The organism is Aquimarina amphilecti (assembly GCF_900109375.1).
In the GTDB taxonomy this organism is placed as follows: domain Bacteria; phylum Bacteroidota; class Bacteroidia; order Flavobacteriales; family Flavobacteriaceae; genus Aquimarina; species Aquimarina amphilecti.
Window position 1 is genome coordinate 414,080 of the sequence record NZ_FOAB01000003.1, and the last position, 17,401, is coordinate 431,480.

General features: G+C 32.9%; 16 protein-coding genes. 7 read left to right on the plus strand and 9 right to left on the minus strand.

The features are described 5' to 3' along the window. Nucleotides 1–4 precede the first annotated feature (4 nt). Entirely contained in the window at nt 5–799 is a 795-nt protein-coding gene (locus BMY33_RS09565) for a DUF2797 domain-containing protein (protein ID WP_091407841.1), read from the minus strand. 124 nt (nt 800–923) lie between these two features. On the opposite strand from BMY33_RS09565, the gene BMY33_RS09570 reads away from it, so the two are divergent. Together BMY33_RS09570 and BMY33_RS09575 are read left to right on the plus strand one after the other, a co-directional pair. Beyond that, entirely contained in the window at nt 924–2,456 is a 1,533-nt protein-coding gene (locus BMY33_RS09570; protein ID WP_091407842.1) for a GH3 auxin-responsive promoter family protein, read from the plus strand. A gap of 226 nt (nt 2,457–2,682) precedes the next feature. Then, nucleotides 2,683–3,027 carry a hypothetical protein gene (locus BMY33_RS09575; protein WP_091407844.1) on the plus strand — a complete coding sequence of 115 codons (345 nt, stop codon included), beginning with the start codon at nt 2,683–2,685 and terminating at the stop codon, nt 3,025–3,027. A gap of 132 nt (nt 3,028–3,159) precedes the next feature. Here BMY33_RS09575 and clpX read toward each other — a convergent pair whose 3' ends face one another. The 8 genes from clpX to BMY33_RS09615 all read right to left on the minus strand — a co-directional run bounded on the left by clpX (nt 3,160) and on the right by BMY33_RS09615 (nt 11,542). Then, a complete protein-coding gene (gene clpX / locus BMY33_RS09580) occupies nt 3,160–4,392 on the minus strand; it encodes an ATP-dependent Clp protease ATP-binding subunit ClpX (RefSeq protein WP_091407845.1) in 1,233 nt (410 codons plus the stop codon). 96 nt (nt 4,393–4,488) lie between these two features. Next, nucleotides 4,489–5,163 (minus strand): ATP-dependent Clp endopeptidase proteolytic subunit ClpP, encoded by a 675-nt coding sequence (clpP, locus tag BMY33_RS09585; RefSeq protein WP_091407847.1) that lies wholly within the window; start codon nt 5,161–5,163, stop codon nt 4,489–4,491. 101 nt (nt 5,164–5,264) lie between these two features. Then, the gene (gene tig / locus BMY33_RS09590; protein ID WP_091407848.1) at nt 5,265–6,587 is read right to left on the minus strand and encodes a trigger factor; all 1,323 of its coding nucleotides are present in this window, start codon (nt 6,585–6,587) and stop codon (nt 5,265–5,267) included. An 86-nt stretch (nt 6,588–6,673) separates the two neighbouring features. After that, complete coding sequence (locus tag BMY33_RS09595) at nt 6,674–7,021, minus strand: phage holin family protein (RefSeq protein ID WP_027393489.1); 348 nt, start codon at nt 7,019–7,021, stop codon at nt 6,674–6,676. 106 nt (nt 7,022–7,127) lie between these two features. Beyond that, complete coding sequence (locus BMY33_RS09600; protein WP_091407850.1) at nt 7,128–8,669, minus strand: SGNH/GDSL hydrolase family protein; 1,542 nt, start codon at nt 8,667–8,669, stop codon at nt 7,128–7,130. Between the two features lie 7 nt (nt 8,670–8,676). After that, nucleotides 8,677–9,930, minus strand: a complete 1,254-nt coding sequence (locus BMY33_RS09605) for an OmpP1/FadL family transporter (RefSeq protein WP_091407852.1) — start codon at nt 9,928–9,930, stop codon at nt 8,677–8,679. A 122-nt stretch (nt 9,931–10,052) separates the two neighbouring features. Next, complete coding sequence (locus BMY33_RS09610) at nt 10,053–10,820, minus strand: alpha/beta fold hydrolase (RefSeq protein WP_091407853.1); 768 nt, start codon at nt 10,818–10,820, stop codon at nt 10,053–10,055. Between the two features lie 8 nt (nt 10,821–10,828). Then, on the minus strand, nt 10,829–11,542 hold the full coding sequence (locus tag BMY33_RS09615; protein WP_091407854.1) for a pyridoxine 5'-phosphate synthase: 714 nt from the start codon (nt 11,540–11,542) through the stop codon (nt 10,829–10,831). Nucleotides 11,543–11,638: 96 nt separating this feature from the next. Between BMY33_RS09615 and BMY33_RS09620 the strand changes: the two genes are divergently transcribed. The 5 genes from BMY33_RS09620 (at nt 11,639) to BMY33_RS09640 (ending at nt 17,381) form a co-directional block, all read left to right on the plus strand. Beyond that, nucleotides 11,639–12,295: a CBS domain-containing protein gene (locus BMY33_RS09620; protein ID WP_091407856.1), complete on the plus strand. Its 657-nt coding sequence runs from the start codon at nt 11,639–11,641 to the stop codon at nt 12,293–12,295. Nucleotides 12,296–12,335: 40 nt separating this feature from the next. Next, entirely contained in the window at nt 12,336–13,220 is an 885-nt protein-coding gene (locus BMY33_RS09625; RefSeq protein WP_091407857.1) for an NAD kinase, read from the plus strand. Between the two features lie 100 nt (nt 13,221–13,320). Then, nucleotides 13,321–14,004 (plus strand): type IX secretion system protein PorG, encoded by a 684-nt coding sequence (gene porG, locus BMY33_RS09630; RefSeq protein ID WP_091407859.1) that lies wholly within the window; start codon nt 13,321–13,323, stop codon nt 14,002–14,004. A gap of 4 nt (nt 14,005–14,008) precedes the next feature. Further along, on the plus strand, nt 14,009–14,746 hold the full coding sequence (locus BMY33_RS09635; protein WP_091407861.1) for an undecaprenyl pyrophosphate synthase: 738 nt from the start codon (nt 14,009–14,011) through the stop codon (nt 14,744–14,746). 4 nt (nt 14,747–14,750) lie between these two features. Further along, entirely contained in the window at nt 14,751–17,381 is a 2,631-nt protein-coding gene (locus BMY33_RS09640) for a BamA/OMP85 family outer membrane protein (protein ID WP_091407863.1), read from the plus strand. Nucleotides 17,382–17,401 lie beyond the last annotated feature (20 nt).

The following is a 17,401-nucleotide window of genomic DNA, read 5'->3' on the forward strand; positions in this document are numbered from 1 at the left end:
CTGATTAGATCATAGTTAACTGTACCACATATCCTTCATTATTTCTGACATTAAAAACAGTATCGTCATCAAAAATTAAATATTGTCCTTTGATGCCTTTTAAAACACCTGAATATTCTGGTGTTTTCTCTAAATTTAAACTTTTCAATTTACCAGGGTAATCCAATACTGGGAAATCAAGTTCAGTTTCTTTATTATTCTCAATAAAGTACTCTTTAGCTTCTTCTGGAATGAATTCTCTAAGTTTATCGCGGTATTCTAATAAGTCCTTATCTTCAATCTCGTTTTTAAGCATTTTACGCCAATTGGTTTTGTCCGCTACGTGGTCTTTAAGAGCTACTTCTGTAATTCCGGCCAAGTATCTATTTGGAACCTCAACAATTTCTATAGCTTCATGAGCTCCTTGATCAATCCATCTCGTTGGAACTTGAGATTTTCTTGTAACACCTACTTTTATATTACTTGAGTTCGCTAAATATACAATGTGAGGCTGAAGCTGTGCCTTCTTTTCATAATCCAAATCTCTATCTTCTATACCTAAATGCGCTTTACTCAATTCTGGACGCATTACCCAGTCTCCTACTTGAGGTTGATTATAAAAATCATCATAACAATATCCCTGTCGATATATTTTTTTGTTTTCACCGCAAGCCAAACATTTATATCCTATAAATTTTATACTTAACTTTTTATTCAATAATTGATTTACATGTATAAAGTCTGAATCAAACACTAAATAGTATTGGATTGGATTCCCTATCTCCGTCTGCATTTTAGTAAGTACTCCCTGATATTGCATAAAAAGTTTAGTTATAAGTTAAATCTATAAAAAGAATATTATTTTTTTTATTATTTTAGTTTCCGATGAAAGTCAATCACACAATCATATTAATGCTAATTTCAGCTCAAAGATACATCAAAAAATGCCAATCCCTTTAGTCAATTCTATAGCTAGTTGGTTCCTAAAAAAGCGTTTTCACCAGATGGAACTCTTTCTTAAGTACCCTAATGAAGTACAGCTTGAATTATTACATGTTTTGCTGGAAACAGCTAGAAATACCGAGTTTGGCAAAACTTATGATTTTTCATCAATTCATAATTACGAAACTTTCAAAGAACGTATTCCTATAAGATCATATGAAGATTATGAAGAAATGATCGAACGTAGTAGATTAGGTGAACAAAATATTTATTGGCCAACGCCAATTAAATGGTTCGCGAAATCTAGTGGAACTACGAATGCTAAAAGTAAATTTATACCTGTTAGTCAAGAATCCTTAGAAGATTGCCATTATGCAGCTGGAAAAGATCTTTTATGTATGTATCTGAATAACAATGAGAACTCCAAGTTATTTACTGGAAAAAGCCTTCGATTAGGAGGAAGCAAAGAGCTATACAAAGAAAATGGTACATCCTTTGGCGATCTATCCGCTATAATCATTGATAATATGCCATTTTGGGCAGAGTATAGTTCTACTCCAAGTAATGAGGTTTCCTTAATGAGTGATTGGGAAACAAAAATGATGGCAATTGTACATGAAACAGTTCAAGAAAATGTAACAAGTCTAGCTGGAGTTCCTTCTTGGATGTTAGTTTTATTAAATCAAGCACTGGAAACGACAGGACAAGAGCATTTATTTGAAATATGGAATAACATCGAAGTTTATTTCCATGGAGGTGTTAGTTTTGAACCATATATAGATCAATACAAAAAAATCTTACCAGGAAATTCCTTTAAATATTATGAAATCTATAATGCATCTGAAGGTTTTTTTGCCATTCAAGATCAAAACGAATCCTCTGAACTACTATTAATGCTAGATTATGGAATCTTTTATGAATTCATACCCATGCATACATATGGCACAAAAGATGAAAAAGTAATTCCATTAAGTGATGTAGCAATCGGTATAAATTATGCGGTTATTATTACTACCAATGCAGGTTTATGGCGATATAAAATAGGAGATACTGTTCGCTTTACTTCTATCAATCCCTATAGAGTTAAAGTATCTGGAAGAACTAAGCATCATATTAATGTATTTGGAGAAGAATTGATTATAGAAAATGCTGAAGAAGCTTTAAGGAAAACCACAAAAGATACTGATTGTGAAATAGCAGATTACACTGTAGCCCCTATTTTTATGGAAGGAAAAGAGAAAGGAGCTCATGAATGGATGATCGAATTTAACAAACAACCTAAAGATCTAGTACTATTTGCTAAAGTTTTAGATCAAAACCTTCAGAATATTAATAGTGATTATGAAGCCAAAAGATACAACAATACTACTTTAAACATATTAAAAATCAACAAAGCGAGACCACACTTATTTTACGATTGGCTTAAGAAAAACAATAAATTAGGAGGCCAACATAAAATCCCTAGACTTTCTAATTCTAGAAAATATCTAGATGAATTACTACTACTAAATAAAGTAAACTCTTATACGGTTTAAGAATATCACACAACAAGTCGTTTTTAAGAAAATTTCCCTAAATGAATTAATTAAATTACGGTTTTACCATAAAAAAAATACGCAAGAAATTGTGTTTTTAATCAAAAAACAAGTAGTTCATCGGTAAAAAAAAACGATTTATCTAAAAAACAAAAAATATCTTTTGTACCCCCTGTTTTCGTATTAAATTTGTTACCAGTTAGTTACAAAACAAACGGTCCCAAATATGAAAAAGTTTTTACTAAGTATTGTTTTTATTTCTTTCTCTATTGCTATAAGTGCACAAGAAAGTAACTCTAATAAAAAAATTGAAGAGAATACTATTACTAAAGAACTCCCTTCTATAAATTCTGACGTTTCTATACAAACTAACAATACAACTAAAGAAACTAAAAACTTAGATAAGGTTTGTTATGGAGAAACTTCTAAAGTTGCTTTTTACGAAGTTTTAATCTCTAAAAACGGATTTGATATAAATCTTAAAAACAGTACGGATCTAGTAATAAAAAATACTGAAGAAATTATTTCAAGAAAAATAGAGGAGGTTTTATATTCTGAAGAAGAAGAATAATCTATCATATTTAAACCACAATATATAGTGTAAAATAAGCCGGTGTTTTTAAAAAATGTCGGTTATAATACCAAAAACAAAAAACTCCTTAAATTAAGGAGTTTTTTGTTTTTGGTATATAAAGAATCTACATTATGAAACTGCTTTAAGTTTATTGATCGTAGATTTATTTAATTTTTTCTCTGCGTAATCCTTAGTTACTCTCAATTCGGTTTCTTCACTTTCTGGCAACTCATACATTGCATCTGTAAGAATAGCTTCGCATAATGAACGTAATCCTCTAGCTCCTAACTTATACTCTACTGCCCTCTCTACAATATAATCTAAAGCTCCAGCTGTAATTGTGAATTGGATATTATCCATTTCAAAAAGCTTTTTATACTGTTTTATAATAGCATTTTTAGGCTCTGTTAAAATAGCTCTTAACGTATTATTATCTAATGGATTCATATGAGACAACACAGGAAGACGACCTATAATTTCCGGAATCAATCCAAAATCCTTTAAATCCTTAGGAATTATATATTGTAATAAATTATCCTTTTCGATAGTATCTTCAGATTTAGAAGCACTAAAGCCCATTGCCTGCATATTCAATCGTTTTTGAATAGCATTTTCTATACCATCAAAAGCTCCACCTGCAATAAAAAGGATATTCTCTGTATTTACCTCAATAAACTTTTGATCTGGATGCTTACGACCACCTTTTGGAGGAACATTAACGACTGTTCCTTCCAACAATTTTAATAAAGCCTGTTGTACTCCTTCACCAGAAACATCTCTAGTAATACTAGGATTATCACTCTTACGAGCAATTTTATCAATTTCATCAATAAAAACTATTCCTCGTTGTGCTTTCTCTAAATTATAATCAGCAGCCTGTAATAAACGAGTAAGAATACTCTCTACATCTTCACCAACATATCCGGCTTCAGTAAGAACTGTAGCATCTACAATAGCCAATGGTACATTTAACATTTTAGCTATAGTTTTAGCTATTAACGTTTTACCAGTACCAGTTTGTCCAACCATAATGATATTACTTTTCTGAATTTCAATATCATCATCTGTATTTGGCTGCAATAAACGCTTATAATGATTGTATACAGCAACAGACATCACCTTTTTAGTGAATTCCTGTCCGATTACGTATTCATCCAAAAACTTTTTGATAGCCATAGGCTTACGAAGCATTAATTCAGAGCTCAGTTCTCCTGTCTCTTCATCTCTAGCCTCTTCCACAACAATTCCGTGAGCTTGAACAATACAACGATCACATATGTGAGCGTCCAAACCTGCAATCAATAAATTGGTCTCTGGTTTTTTTCTTCCACAAAACGAGCATTCTAAATCTTCTTTCGGCATAATTATCTATTTCAAAAACTTGCTTATCGTTTAAAATTACGATAAACATTACTAGGGGCGCAAAATCTAACCTTTGCTATTATTTTTTATTATATATTATTCTCTTGTAAGTATTTCATCAATCATACCATAGTCAAGAGCTTTATCAGCTTTCATCCAATAATCTCTATCACTATCTTCATATACTTTATCATAAGTCTGACCAGAATGTTTAGCTATTATCTGATATAATTCTTCTTTTAATGTCAATATCTCTCGAGCCGTTATCTCAATATCACTAGCCTGACCTTGCGCTCCACCTAGTGGCTGATGAATCATCACTCTACTATGTGGCAGACCCGAACGCTTTCCTTTTTCTCCAGCACACAACAACACCGCTCCCATAGACGCAGCCATTCCTGTACATATAGTAGCTACATCAGGCTTAATAAACTGCATTGTATCATAAATTCCTAAACCTGCATACACGCTACCACCAGGAGAATTTATATATATCTGTATATCTTTAGTAGAATCCACACTTTCTAAAAATAAAAGTTGTGCTTGTATAATATTTGCTACTTGATCATTAATACCAGTACCCAAAAAGATAATACGGTCCATCATTAAACGCGAGAATACATCAAAAATAGCTACATTCATTTGGCGTTCTTCAATAATATTAGGAGTCATACCTACTGGATACATACTACTAATAATTTGATCATAGTAATTACTATTGATACCGTGATGTTGCGTAGCGTATTTTTCGAATTCTTTTCCGTAATTCATATGTTCTTTTTCTGAAATTTTGTTTTTATAAAAAGGGCGTTAACCAAAACTTGGTTTAACGCCCTAAATATAAGTATAAATTCCTTATTAGTATGTGTTGATTATTTGTAAACTTCTTTTACAAAATCATCAAAACTTACTTCCTTTTCTTTCAATTTAACATTCTCTTTATAGTATCCAAGTAATTTCTGGCTCATAAGTTGTTCAGAAATTCTTTTTACTTCATCCTGATTAGATAAAATTCTTGCTGCTATATCTTCTAACTCTTTATCTTCTGGAGACATTTGACCAAACTGAGCCATTTGCCCTTTTATTAAGTTTTTTGAAAACTCTTTTAACTCTTCAAAAGTAACCTGAAGATTATTATCGTTAATTAATTTCCCTTCGATCAACTGAAAACGTAATCCTTTTTCACTCTTTTCATACTCATCTTTAGCCTGATCCTCCGTCAATGGTTGCTCTCCTGTAGCTTGAATCCACTTTTGCAAGAACTCTGAAGGCAGATCAAATTTAGTGTTTTCAAGAACACTTTCGGTTACATCATTGAGTAACTGCTGATCCGATTGCTGAACAAACTGACGATCTGCATCTTCCTTAATTTTATCTTTAAGTTCAGTTACTGTTTTTACAGCATCCTTACCATAAATCTTGTCGAATAACTCTTGATCCAATTCAGCTAATTCCTGATTGTTAATTTCAGAAATAGTGAAATTCACTTCAACTTCTAAATCTTTAACATCATCTTGACTTACTTTCAAGGCATTGACTAAATCCTGATCGTCAGAAAATAAACCTTTTGTTTTTAAAGTCAGTACATCACCCACTTTAGAACCAATAAATTTATCTAAATTTCTCTTCCCTTTTATTTTATCTAAAGAAATAGTCGTTTGATTCTCAATTTCTTTTTCTTCATTCACAAAAGTACCAGCAATTAAATCATCTTTCTCCGCAGCGTCCTTAGGCACTAATTTACCATATTGCTTTTGGATAGTTTTAATCTGATTATCAATCATTTCATCACTAGCTACTATCTTATAATGCGTTATTGCTTTTTTACCATTAAGCTTTACATCAAATTTTGGTGCTAAACCTAATTCAAATTCAAAAGAATAATCATCAGAATCCCAATCAAAGTTTTCCTGTTCTTTAGGTAATGGATTCCCTAATACATCTAATTTCTCTTCTGTTAGATACTTATTAAGAGCATCTTGTAACAATTTATTTACTTCATCTACTAAAACTGCTTTCCCATATTGCTTTTTAACCAATCCCATAGGAACATGGCCTTTTCTAAAACCAGGAATATTAGCATTCTTACGATAATCCTTAAGAATGTTTTCTACCTTATCTCTATAATCTGCTTTTGCAATATCTACTGTAACTACAGCATTTAAATCGTCTAATTGCTCTTTTGAAATATTCATTATCTCTACTTTTTTGTACTAAAAATCGGGTTGCAAAAGTAATACTTTTTTACAACTCAACAAAGTTTTAACTTCCTGAAAAACAGTTAGCTTTTATCTTTCTTCAAAATAGAGTATAATATAGATTGAAACACAGATAATAAAACACTAAATATTAATGCCCATAACCAACCATTCACTCCAAAACCTGAAACAAAATGATCTGCTATTAATATTATCGCCGCGTTAATTACCAATAAAAACAATCCTAAAGTAACAATGGTAACTGGAAGCGTTAAAATAACCAACAAAGGTTTTACGACAGCATTTAGAACTGCCAAAAGTACCGCCACAATAAGAGCACTAACATAACTATCCACATTAACTCCCGGTAAAATCTCTGCCAATACCAATACAGCTATTGCACTGAGGATCATTTTTAATAAAAACTTCATCATATAAAGATTTAGATTGATTTTCAAATTACTAAAAACAACACAATAAAAAAACCTGCTATTAAAATAATAACAGGTTTCTTTTAATTTATTAAGTATACAAAGATTAATTCACCTCATTACTAAGTGTAACTGTTCCGTAATCACCAGGATTAACAGAAGGTAAAATTGCTCCATAAGTATCTTCTATTTCTTCTAACATAGCATTCGTTAAGATAGCATGTGCTCTTGGTGTAGGATGTACTCCATCTAAAGAGAATCCACCACCAGTTACAAACGTAGAAGTTACAACTCCAGAATCAAAAGGAATACCGCTACTCGCAGCCTGACTTAAGATTGATTTTACATCTACAAAAGCTAAACCATTAGCAGCCGCTAATGCTCTTATAGTAGCATTAAAAGAATCCTGAGCACTAGCTACAGCAGCTTGTTCTGCTTCTGTTAACACATCAGCATCTCCTAAAGGAACAGAAACTCCTGTAATTAAAGTACCGTTTCCCGTAAGATCAACACCGATATTGCCTGCTGATGTTAATGGAATTAAATCTGAAGAAGTAGCCTGTCTTAATTGACCTAAAAGCCCAGCTGTTTGAGCATCTAAGTTAAAAGGAGCTCCTTGTATTATTGTTGAGATATCTGTTAATGATTCATCAACTATAGTTACAAAGTTCTGACCAGCAACAAAATTAATTTGTCTACTTGCAGCCTCTTCAGCAGTTATTATACTAAGTCCAGCCAATCCAGGAAGTATTTGAGTATTATACGCAGCAAATTGAGAATTTAAAAATGCAGCAGTTTGTGCATCCAACGGCACTGCATTAGTTGGCACTGTAGTAAAAAACGGAAGTGACGTTACACTTGGTAAATTAAGAACCGCACCTTTTGCACCATTCGCTGTAAGAGCAGCCAATAGATCATTATAAACAGAAGCAAAAACATTACTATTTGTAATATCACTACTTCCATAAGTAGATGGGTCTATATTTCCAGTAACATTATGATCTTCTCCTACACCACCAGAAGTTGCATAACTTAAGATATCATTATTTCCTATCCACAAACTAAAGAAGGTTGGGCTTTGCGCAACAGCATCTGCGATAACTGTAGCGTCTGCAGAAGAAGCAAACCTTGCAAAATATGGGTTAGCTGCACCAGCAGCAACACCTGCCACATTTCCATATCCGGGAGCGGCTAAGTGAAAACTTTTAGCACCAGGAACACCCATATTATTAAAAGAACTACCTAAATTATTAGATATCTCAGTTGTTGGCATAGCTCCTGCATAAATAGAAGGACCTGGATTACCGTCAGCATCAAAAGCTAACACAAATCTATTATTTAAAATCTGTGTTCCTCCTAATAAAGCACCTCCAGTATTATCAGCCATTAAAGGTTGAGTGAATTCTCCTCCACCTGCTAAAGCAAATTGTTGAGACAATATATTTGGATAAGAATTTTCTTGTCCTGTTATATACAATGCGCTATCTGCAAAACCAGCAGTCAACGAATTCCCCAAAGCAACATAATTAGAGAAATCAGCTTCTCCACTAGAATACACACCTGCTTCATCAATTGGATTATCAAACTCTGGCTCACAAGCTACTAATCCCAATGCCAGAACTGCTAAATATTTTATATTATTTTTCATCTTCAAATTATAATTTATAAGTTAAACCAAGTCCTGGCGCAAATGCGCTTGATTTATATGTTCCTCCAAATGGAACACTTTCTCCATTTTCCTGGTAAGAATCATATGATGCATCAACCTCTTCAAACCTTAGGTAAAAGAATGAAGCATCAATCGCTAACTTAGGAGTAATTGCAAAACTTAAACCTCCTGAAAAACCTTGAGAATCATTTCTAGGTGTCTCTGGAGCAAAAAATCCAGACTGCACAGGAGATTCATCGATATAATAACCCGCTCTTAAAGAGATCTTAGAAGTCGCATCATACTGTAATCCAAAACGATACACTGAAGAATTCTTATAATTACGTGGGTTAATAGAAGTCGCTCCGTTACCAAATTGAAGATCTAAAGATTCGTATACATCCCAAAATTGTCTGTTATAATCAAATGCAAACAACCATTTTTTATGGAATTGATAAGAAAGTCCTATTGTTAATTCTGCCGGCAATGGCAATTCTGCATCAAAAGTAGTAGTCCCATTAGCTGGTACACCAGGAGCAGTAGTAACAGGGAAATTAGAAAAAGTAGCTTCTCCACCTTCAGCTTCCAGAATAATTTCGCTTCGGTAACTAAATCCTAATCTAAAATTATCAGTAGGATTAAACATAGCACTAACGCTCCAACCCCAATTATTAACTCCAGAATCATCTATAGTAATGTTAGCACGATTACCATCTATATCTGTAGTTGTTCTATTAGCATTTCTATTAAAGTTCACAGAACCTGTAACATAAATAGGACCACCTCCAATACTAAATTGATCAGATAATTTAATAGAAACTACTGGTTGGATATAAATTGCAGCTAACTCTATATTATTTACTAAATGAGAACCAGCCCAATCTGTTGGCCAAGTTACTTCACTACCATAAGGTGTATACACACCTAAACCAAGAGCTAACCAATCATTCACTTTATAAGAACCATACAAGTTAAGCGGTGTACCTACAGAACTATCAGTTTCAGAAGAAGTTCCAAATTCTGAATTTTGATAAATTACATCTGTAAAAATACCACTTGCTCCGACACTCACATTCAGTTTATTTTCTAAGTATACAAGACCTGCTGGATTAAAGAATACTAGCTCCGCACTATTCACCACGGCAACACCTGTGTGCCCCATAGCCATAGCTCTCTGTCCTTGCACACTAACTCTATATCCACCAGCATATGTGACCAACGTCACTAAGGCGAATAGAACTAATAATAGTAGTTTTTTCATAATAAATTAGAATTGTTTTTGTTTTTATTAGAATTTTGTAAGAATAAAGCACCAAATTTAGCAGAAAATACCAATTATCCAACTAAATCATTAAAATATTATGCATACATAACATTTTTTGTTCAATTTTTAAGAAATTCCAACAAAGTCATTAAAAACTCAGAAGGATTTTCCGCGTGCAACCAATGTCCAGAATTAGAAATCTCTTTTATTTTTGATTGAGGAAACTGCCTTTTAATATCAACTATATCATCCTCTATTATATAGTTAGATTTTTCTCCTCTAAGGAAAAGAGTATCTCCAGAATATATGTATTTTTCAGGTAACGCGACACCTATTTCAGAAGAATTATGAATCAAGCTTTCTAAGTTTATACGCAATCCAAGTTGACCTTTTTCTTTCCAGAATAAATTTTTCATTAAAAACATACGAACACCAACTTCTCTGACATAAAGCTCTAAAGCTTTATCAACTTCTCCTCTACTTTTTAAAACTTCAAAATCTAACGAACCTAAACCATCTAAAATATCCTGATGATGTAATGGATAATATTTAGGACCTATATCAGCCACAATTAATTTATCTATAATATCAGGGTAAGTTGCCGCAAAAAGCATTGCTGTTTTACCACCCATAGAATGGCCAAGCAATACTATCTTGTTAAGCTCTCTATCCTTACAATACTCTAACAAATCTAGAGCAAGGATTTCATAATTAAATTCATCACTATGGGGACTACGTCCGTGATTCCTTTGATCTATCAAATGCATTTGATAACCATGTTCTGAAATTTTCTTAGCCAGAGTTTTCCAATTATCGCCCATACCAAGAAAGCCGTGCAATATTACAAGTGGAGTTCCTTCTCCAAAAACGTTTGCATGTAACTTCATCGTTTATTCTATTTGAGTTTACGTAAATACATATTTACCACATTCTCTAATCCTAGGTACAAAGATTCACTTATCAAAGCATGACCAATAGAGACCTCAAGTAATCCAGGAACATTATCTTTAAAAAACTTAATGTTCTCCAATGAAAGATCATGTCCGGCATTTACGCCAATCCCTAAATCCAAAGCCAGTTCAGCACATTCAGCATATGAACGAACAATTTCATCATTTCCTTTTGCATATTCAGATGCAAAATCTTCTGTATATAACTCTATTCTATCCGCACCCGTTTCTTTAGCTCCTTCAATAATACTTTTAACGGGATCTACAAAAATCGAAGTTCTTATACCATTCCTTTTAAACTCTGATATCACTTCGGATAAAAAACTTTTATTTTTTATAGTATCCCAACCTGCATTACTTGTAATAGCGTCTATTGAATCTGGAACTAATGTTACTTGCGTAGGAACAATAGCAGTTACCAATTCGATAAATTTTGGTATTGGGTTTCCTTCAATGTTATACTCCGTATGTACAATTGATTTTAAATTATAAGCATCCTGATATCTAATATGCCTCTCATCTGGTCTTGGATGTATTGTAATTCCTTCTCCTCCAAAATCCTGAACATCAGCAGCAACTTTAAGTAAATTTGGAGTATCTCCTCCTCTAGAATTACGCAACGTTGCTATTTTATTGATATTAACACTTAACTTTGTCATAGTTTTTGATATAACTTTAATAAATAACAAAAATACGAACTTGAGAGTGCCTCGGTTACATATTTTTGATTATTTTGCATAAAAAGCCCCGGGAATATGAAGACAAGTTTATACATAGTAAATGAAATAGCACCACTCGCCGCTTCTGCCAAAGTTGGGGATGCACAGTTATTGTTTAACGAGCTCACTTATACGCATTTTCCTGTTTTGAAGGACAAAACTTACGTAGGTTGTATTTCTGAAGCGGACGTAAGATGTTTCGAAACCGAAAAAACATTAGAGTCCTATTTATATGCTTTAGAAGGTTTTTTTGTAAGAACTGACGCTAATTGGCTAGACATATTAGAATCGTTTGCTCAAAAACATTCCAATATTATGCCTGTTCTTGATGATTCCAACAATTATCAAGGATACTTCGAATTAAGGGATATTATGAATCTCTTTAATGAAACGCCTTTTCTAAGTGAACCGGGAAACATATTAATTGTGGAAAAGGGAGTTTTGGACTATTCTTTTAGTGAGGTTTCTCAAATTGTAGAATCTAACAATGCTAAATTACTTGGCCTTTTTATTTCTAACATGGAAAACGATGTGATTCAAATTACCTTAAAAATAAATGATAGTGACATCAATAATATTGTACAAACTTTTAGGAGGTATAGTTATAATATTGTCTCTAAGCATCATGAGGATTCTTTTCTAAACAATCTTAAAGAACGGTCACAATATTTAGAAAAATACCTCAACATATAAAATAAGAATTGAGTAATAATTAAAAACAAATTAAATCATAATGAAGATAGGTATTTACGGCCAATTCTATCACGAAAAGTCTGGAATATATATCCAACAATTGTTAGAAGCTCTGGACAAAAATAATATCGAAGTAGTTATCGAAAAAAACTTCCTTGAGTTAATCGACCTTCACGATGATATTGACAAAAGTTACTCCCATTTTAGCACATTTGAAGAATTAGATCACTCTTATGATCTTTTTTTTAGTATTGGAGGAGATGGAACCATACTTAGAACCATTACTTATGTAAGAGATCTAGGAATTCCAATTGCCGGTATCAATACCGGCAGATTAGGTTTTTTAGCAACTATCCAAAAAGAAGAAATTAAAGATACTATAGATCTAATTTTAGACAAAAAATATTACATATCACCTAGAACAATCGTAACCATAGACACGGTTCCTCCTTCTGAAGAATTCGGCGTATTAAATTTTGCCATGAATGAAATTGCTGTCAGTAGAAGAAATACAACCTCTATGATCACCGTACACACAAGTCTTAATGATGAATTTTTAAACTCATATTGGGCGGATGGATTAATTGTATCGTCACCAACAGGATCTACAGGATACTCTCTGAGCTGTGGTGGCCCTGTTATGATGCCTGATACCGAAAGCATGGTGCTTACACCAATAGCACCTCACAATCTTAATGCTAGACCATTAGTTATTCCTGATGACAAAGAAATAAAGTTACAAGTTTCTGGAAGAGAAGACACCTACCTGGTATCTTTAGATTCTAGAACACATACCCTACCAAATGAAACAACTGTTGTTATTAAAAAAGCTCCTTTTAAAATTAATATGGTAGTTTTGGAAGGCGATAGTTTCCTAAAAACATTAAGAAAAAAAATGCTTTGGGGTGAAGATAAACGCAATTAAACAATAAAATCTACTAAAAAGTGTTTTTTAATTCATACTATTTTACTCAAATTCTTGTGTAGTAAAGTTAATTGTTATATTTGCAAACTTTTGAAAATCTATGAGATACTTAGCATCCTTTGTATTAATTTTGTTTTTTGGACAAACTATCAACTCCCAAACCTATGAGGTTGGACTTATGCTTGGTGGTTCTAATTATATTGGTGATATAGGGTCTTCCTATTATATAGCACCAAATGCACTTGCTATTGGAGCAATTGGAAAATGGAATCGAAGTAAAAGACATGCCTTTAGAGCATCGTTTTTATACGCTAATATTAAATCTAACGATGCCAATGGAGATGACAGAAGGGTTCAGAGAGGCTTTAGTTTTAACAACTCCGTAAAAGAATTTTCTTTAGGTTTAGAATTTAATTTTTGGGATTGGTATCTATATGATTCTCAACCACAATTCACTCCATATCTATACACAGGTTTAACAGGTTTTAATTATAGCGCAAAAGCTGTTGACCCTAATAATGGGAATCAGATTAGTTCCTATAGCGAAAAATGGAATGCCTCTATTCCTATGGTAGTTGGAATAAAAAAAACAATTGGAAGGCACTGGGTATTAGGTGCAGAAATTGGAGCAAGATATACATTCACTGACAATTTGGACGGTAGTGATCCAGACAGTGCATTTGGGACAGGATTTGGTAATTTGGATAATAATGATTGGTATGTATTTACCGGAATAACATTATCCTATACATGGGGAAGAATACCATGTTATTGTGCATTTTAAAATAATGATTAATAAAGAACAACTTAACTCTAACATTCCAGAACACGTAGCCATCATTATGGATGGTAATGGAAGATGGGCTAAAAAGAAAGGACTATTTAGGGCTATAGGTCACGAAAATGGGACGAAAGCGGTTAGAGAAGCGGTAGAAGGAGCTGCGGAAATAGGCATCAAATATCTTACCTTATATGCATTTTCTACTGAAAATTGGAACAGACCAAAATTAGAAGTAGAGACTTTAATGAAGCTTTTAGTTAGTTCTTTGAAAAAAGAAATTAAAACGCTACAAAAAAATAACATCCGATTAAATGCGATCGGAAATCTCGAAGCGCTGCCTCAAAAAGCAAGAAAAGAATTACTGGAAGTTATTGAAAAGACTAAGGATAACAAGCATATGACACTTTCATTAGCACTTAGTTATGGTAGTAGAGAAGAGCTAATAAAAACTATTCAAGATATAAGTAATAAAGTTAAAAATAATGTACTTTCGCCACATCTTATAAATGAAGCAGTCATTAATGAGCATTTGTATACCAAAACACTACCAGATGTAGATTTATTAATACGTACCAGTGGAGAACAACGTATTAGTAATTTCTTATTATGGCAAATTGCGTATGCAGAATTATATTTTACTGAAATATTATGGCCTGATTTTAAAAGAACAGATTTGTTCGAGGCCATTTTAAATTATCAACAAAGAGAGAGAAGATTTGGAAAAACTAGTGAGCAGCTTAGTTAAAAAGATGACAAAAAAATTACCTTTTACGTATTTAGCATTTATTGCGCTTTTATTAAATACAGTATCAATTTCAGCACAAAATTTACCTGGAACTTCTGGAAAAGAATATATCATTGGCGATATTAAAGTAACAGGAATATCCACTTATAGTGAGAACACTATTATCACCTTCACAGGTCTTAAAAATGGTGAACGAATTGCGCTACCAGGTGACAGAATAAGTGCGGTAATAAAAAAATTATGGGATCTTGAATTATTTAGTGATATTAATTTTTACATCACTAAAGTGGAAGGAGAAAAAGCCTTTCTTGAAATAAACATTCAAGAAGTTCCAGAATTAAATCAAGCACGAATTGAAGGGGTTAGAAAACGTAAAGCAGAGGATTTAATAAGCGACAATAGTCTTAATCCCGGAGCAAAAGTTACTGAAAACCTCATTACAACAACGCGAAATTTTATTACCAACAAATATCGTAAAGACGGTTTCTTAAATACCAAAGTGCTCATTAGCACTACAGAGGTAAAAGATACGATCCCTACGAATAAAGTTAATATGTTGGTTCGTATCGACAAAGGTGATCGAGTAAAAGTTGACAAAATCAGAATTGAAGGGAACGAACAATTTTCTGATGGTAAGGTTAGATCAGCAATGAAAAACACCAAGCAGAAAAAATTCTGGAGATTCTGGAAACGCTCTAAGTATATTAAAAATGATTACCAAGATGACAAGGAAAGTATCATTAGTAAATATAAAGAGAAAGGATATAGAGATGCACGTATTACTTCTGACTCATTAATCGTAGAAGATGACAATAGCGTTTCATTAAATCTTGCGATAGAAGAAGGAAATAAATATTATTTTGGTAATATTAATTTCTTAGGAAATAGCGTTTATACTGATAATCAATTAGCCAGACAATTAGTAATTAAAAAAGGTGATGTTTACAACGGTGTTCTTCTAGAGAAACAGATTGCAGACAATACAAAGCCAGATGCTAATGATCTTACCAATCTATATCAGAACAATGGATATCTATTCTCTAACATTGATCCGGTAGAGACCAATGTAAAGAATGACACTATAGATTTTGAAATAAGAATTAGAGAAGGAAAACTGGTTCATTTTGATCACATTACGGTAACTGGGAACGACAAAACTAATGATCATGTAGTTTACAGAATCTTAAGAACAAAACCTGGACAAATTTATAGTAAAGACTTAGTTGTAAGAACAGTAAGAGAAATTGGGCAATTAGGATTTTTTGATCCAGAATCGTTAGAACCACAATTTAAAAATGCAGATCCGCAAGCTGGTACTATAGACATTAACTATCCAGTTGTTGAAAAAGGAGCGAGTCAAATAGAATTACAAGGTGGTTTTGGTGGTGGAGGTTTCGTTGGAACCTTAGGATTAGCTTTTAGTAACTTTTCTATCCGAAACATTTTTAACAAAGAAGCTTATAGCCCACTTCCTATGGGAGACGGACAAACACTTCGTGTAAGAGCTCAAGCTAGTCAATTTTTCCAAACATATAGTTTATCTTTTGTAGAACCATGGTTAGGAGGAAAAAGACCTTTTCAACTTTCTACTTCTTTTTCTCACACGATTCAATTCCTTTTTAATAATAGAACGCGTGATGTAAACAGAGACAGTAAGTTCTTAATTACTGGTGGATCTATTGGTATCGCAAAAAGACTGAACTGGCCTGATAATTATTTTACATTATCTCAAGCCGTAAGTATTCAGCACTACAATCTTAAAAATTATAACACTAGGCTATTTACTTTTGGAAATGGTTCTTCTAATAACTTAGCATATACTATTGGAATTAATAGAAATAATACTGCTGTAAATCCAATTTTCCCAACAGCCGGATCAGAGTTTAATCTAGTTGCTAAACTTTCTCTACCATATTCTTTATGGGACGGAACTGATTATGGCGCTTTAGCTGAAGAAAGAAGTGAATTACTTGAAGAACAACAGGATTTAGTAAGTAATGACCCAACAAACACCAGAATTGGGGAAATCAGTACTGAAATAGGAGAAATTGATCAAGAGCGTTTTGATTGGTTAGAATATTACAAAATTAAGTTTGATGCTACTTGGTATACAACTTTAACTAAATTAGGTAAACAACCTTTAGTATTAAGAACAAGAGCTGAGTATGGTTTTCTTGGCGCATATAATAATAATCGTGGAAATATTCCTTTTGAAAGATTCTTCTTAGGAGGAGATGGTTTAGGAGCGACAGCGCTGGACGGAAGGGAAGTTGTAGCTCTTAGAGGATACCCAAATCAATCACTTATTCCGCTTAGTAGAGCAAATGATCCAGATTTTGTTGAAGATGGGGCAACAATTTATAATAAATATTCGTTAGAACTTCGTTATCCTATAACTCTAAAACCTTCAGCATCTATATATATGCTGGCGTTTTTAGAAGGAGGAGCGTCTTATGATAGCTTTAGAGGATTCAATCCATTTCAATTAAATCGTTCCGCTGGAGCAGGTTTACGTATCTTTATGCCAGCCTTTGGATTGCTGGGTATTGATTTTGGGTACGGTTTTGACCCAATTCCGGGTACAACAGGAAATAATGGATGGGAAACTCACTTTATCATTGGACAACAATTTTAATTTTGGCACGATTATTTCTA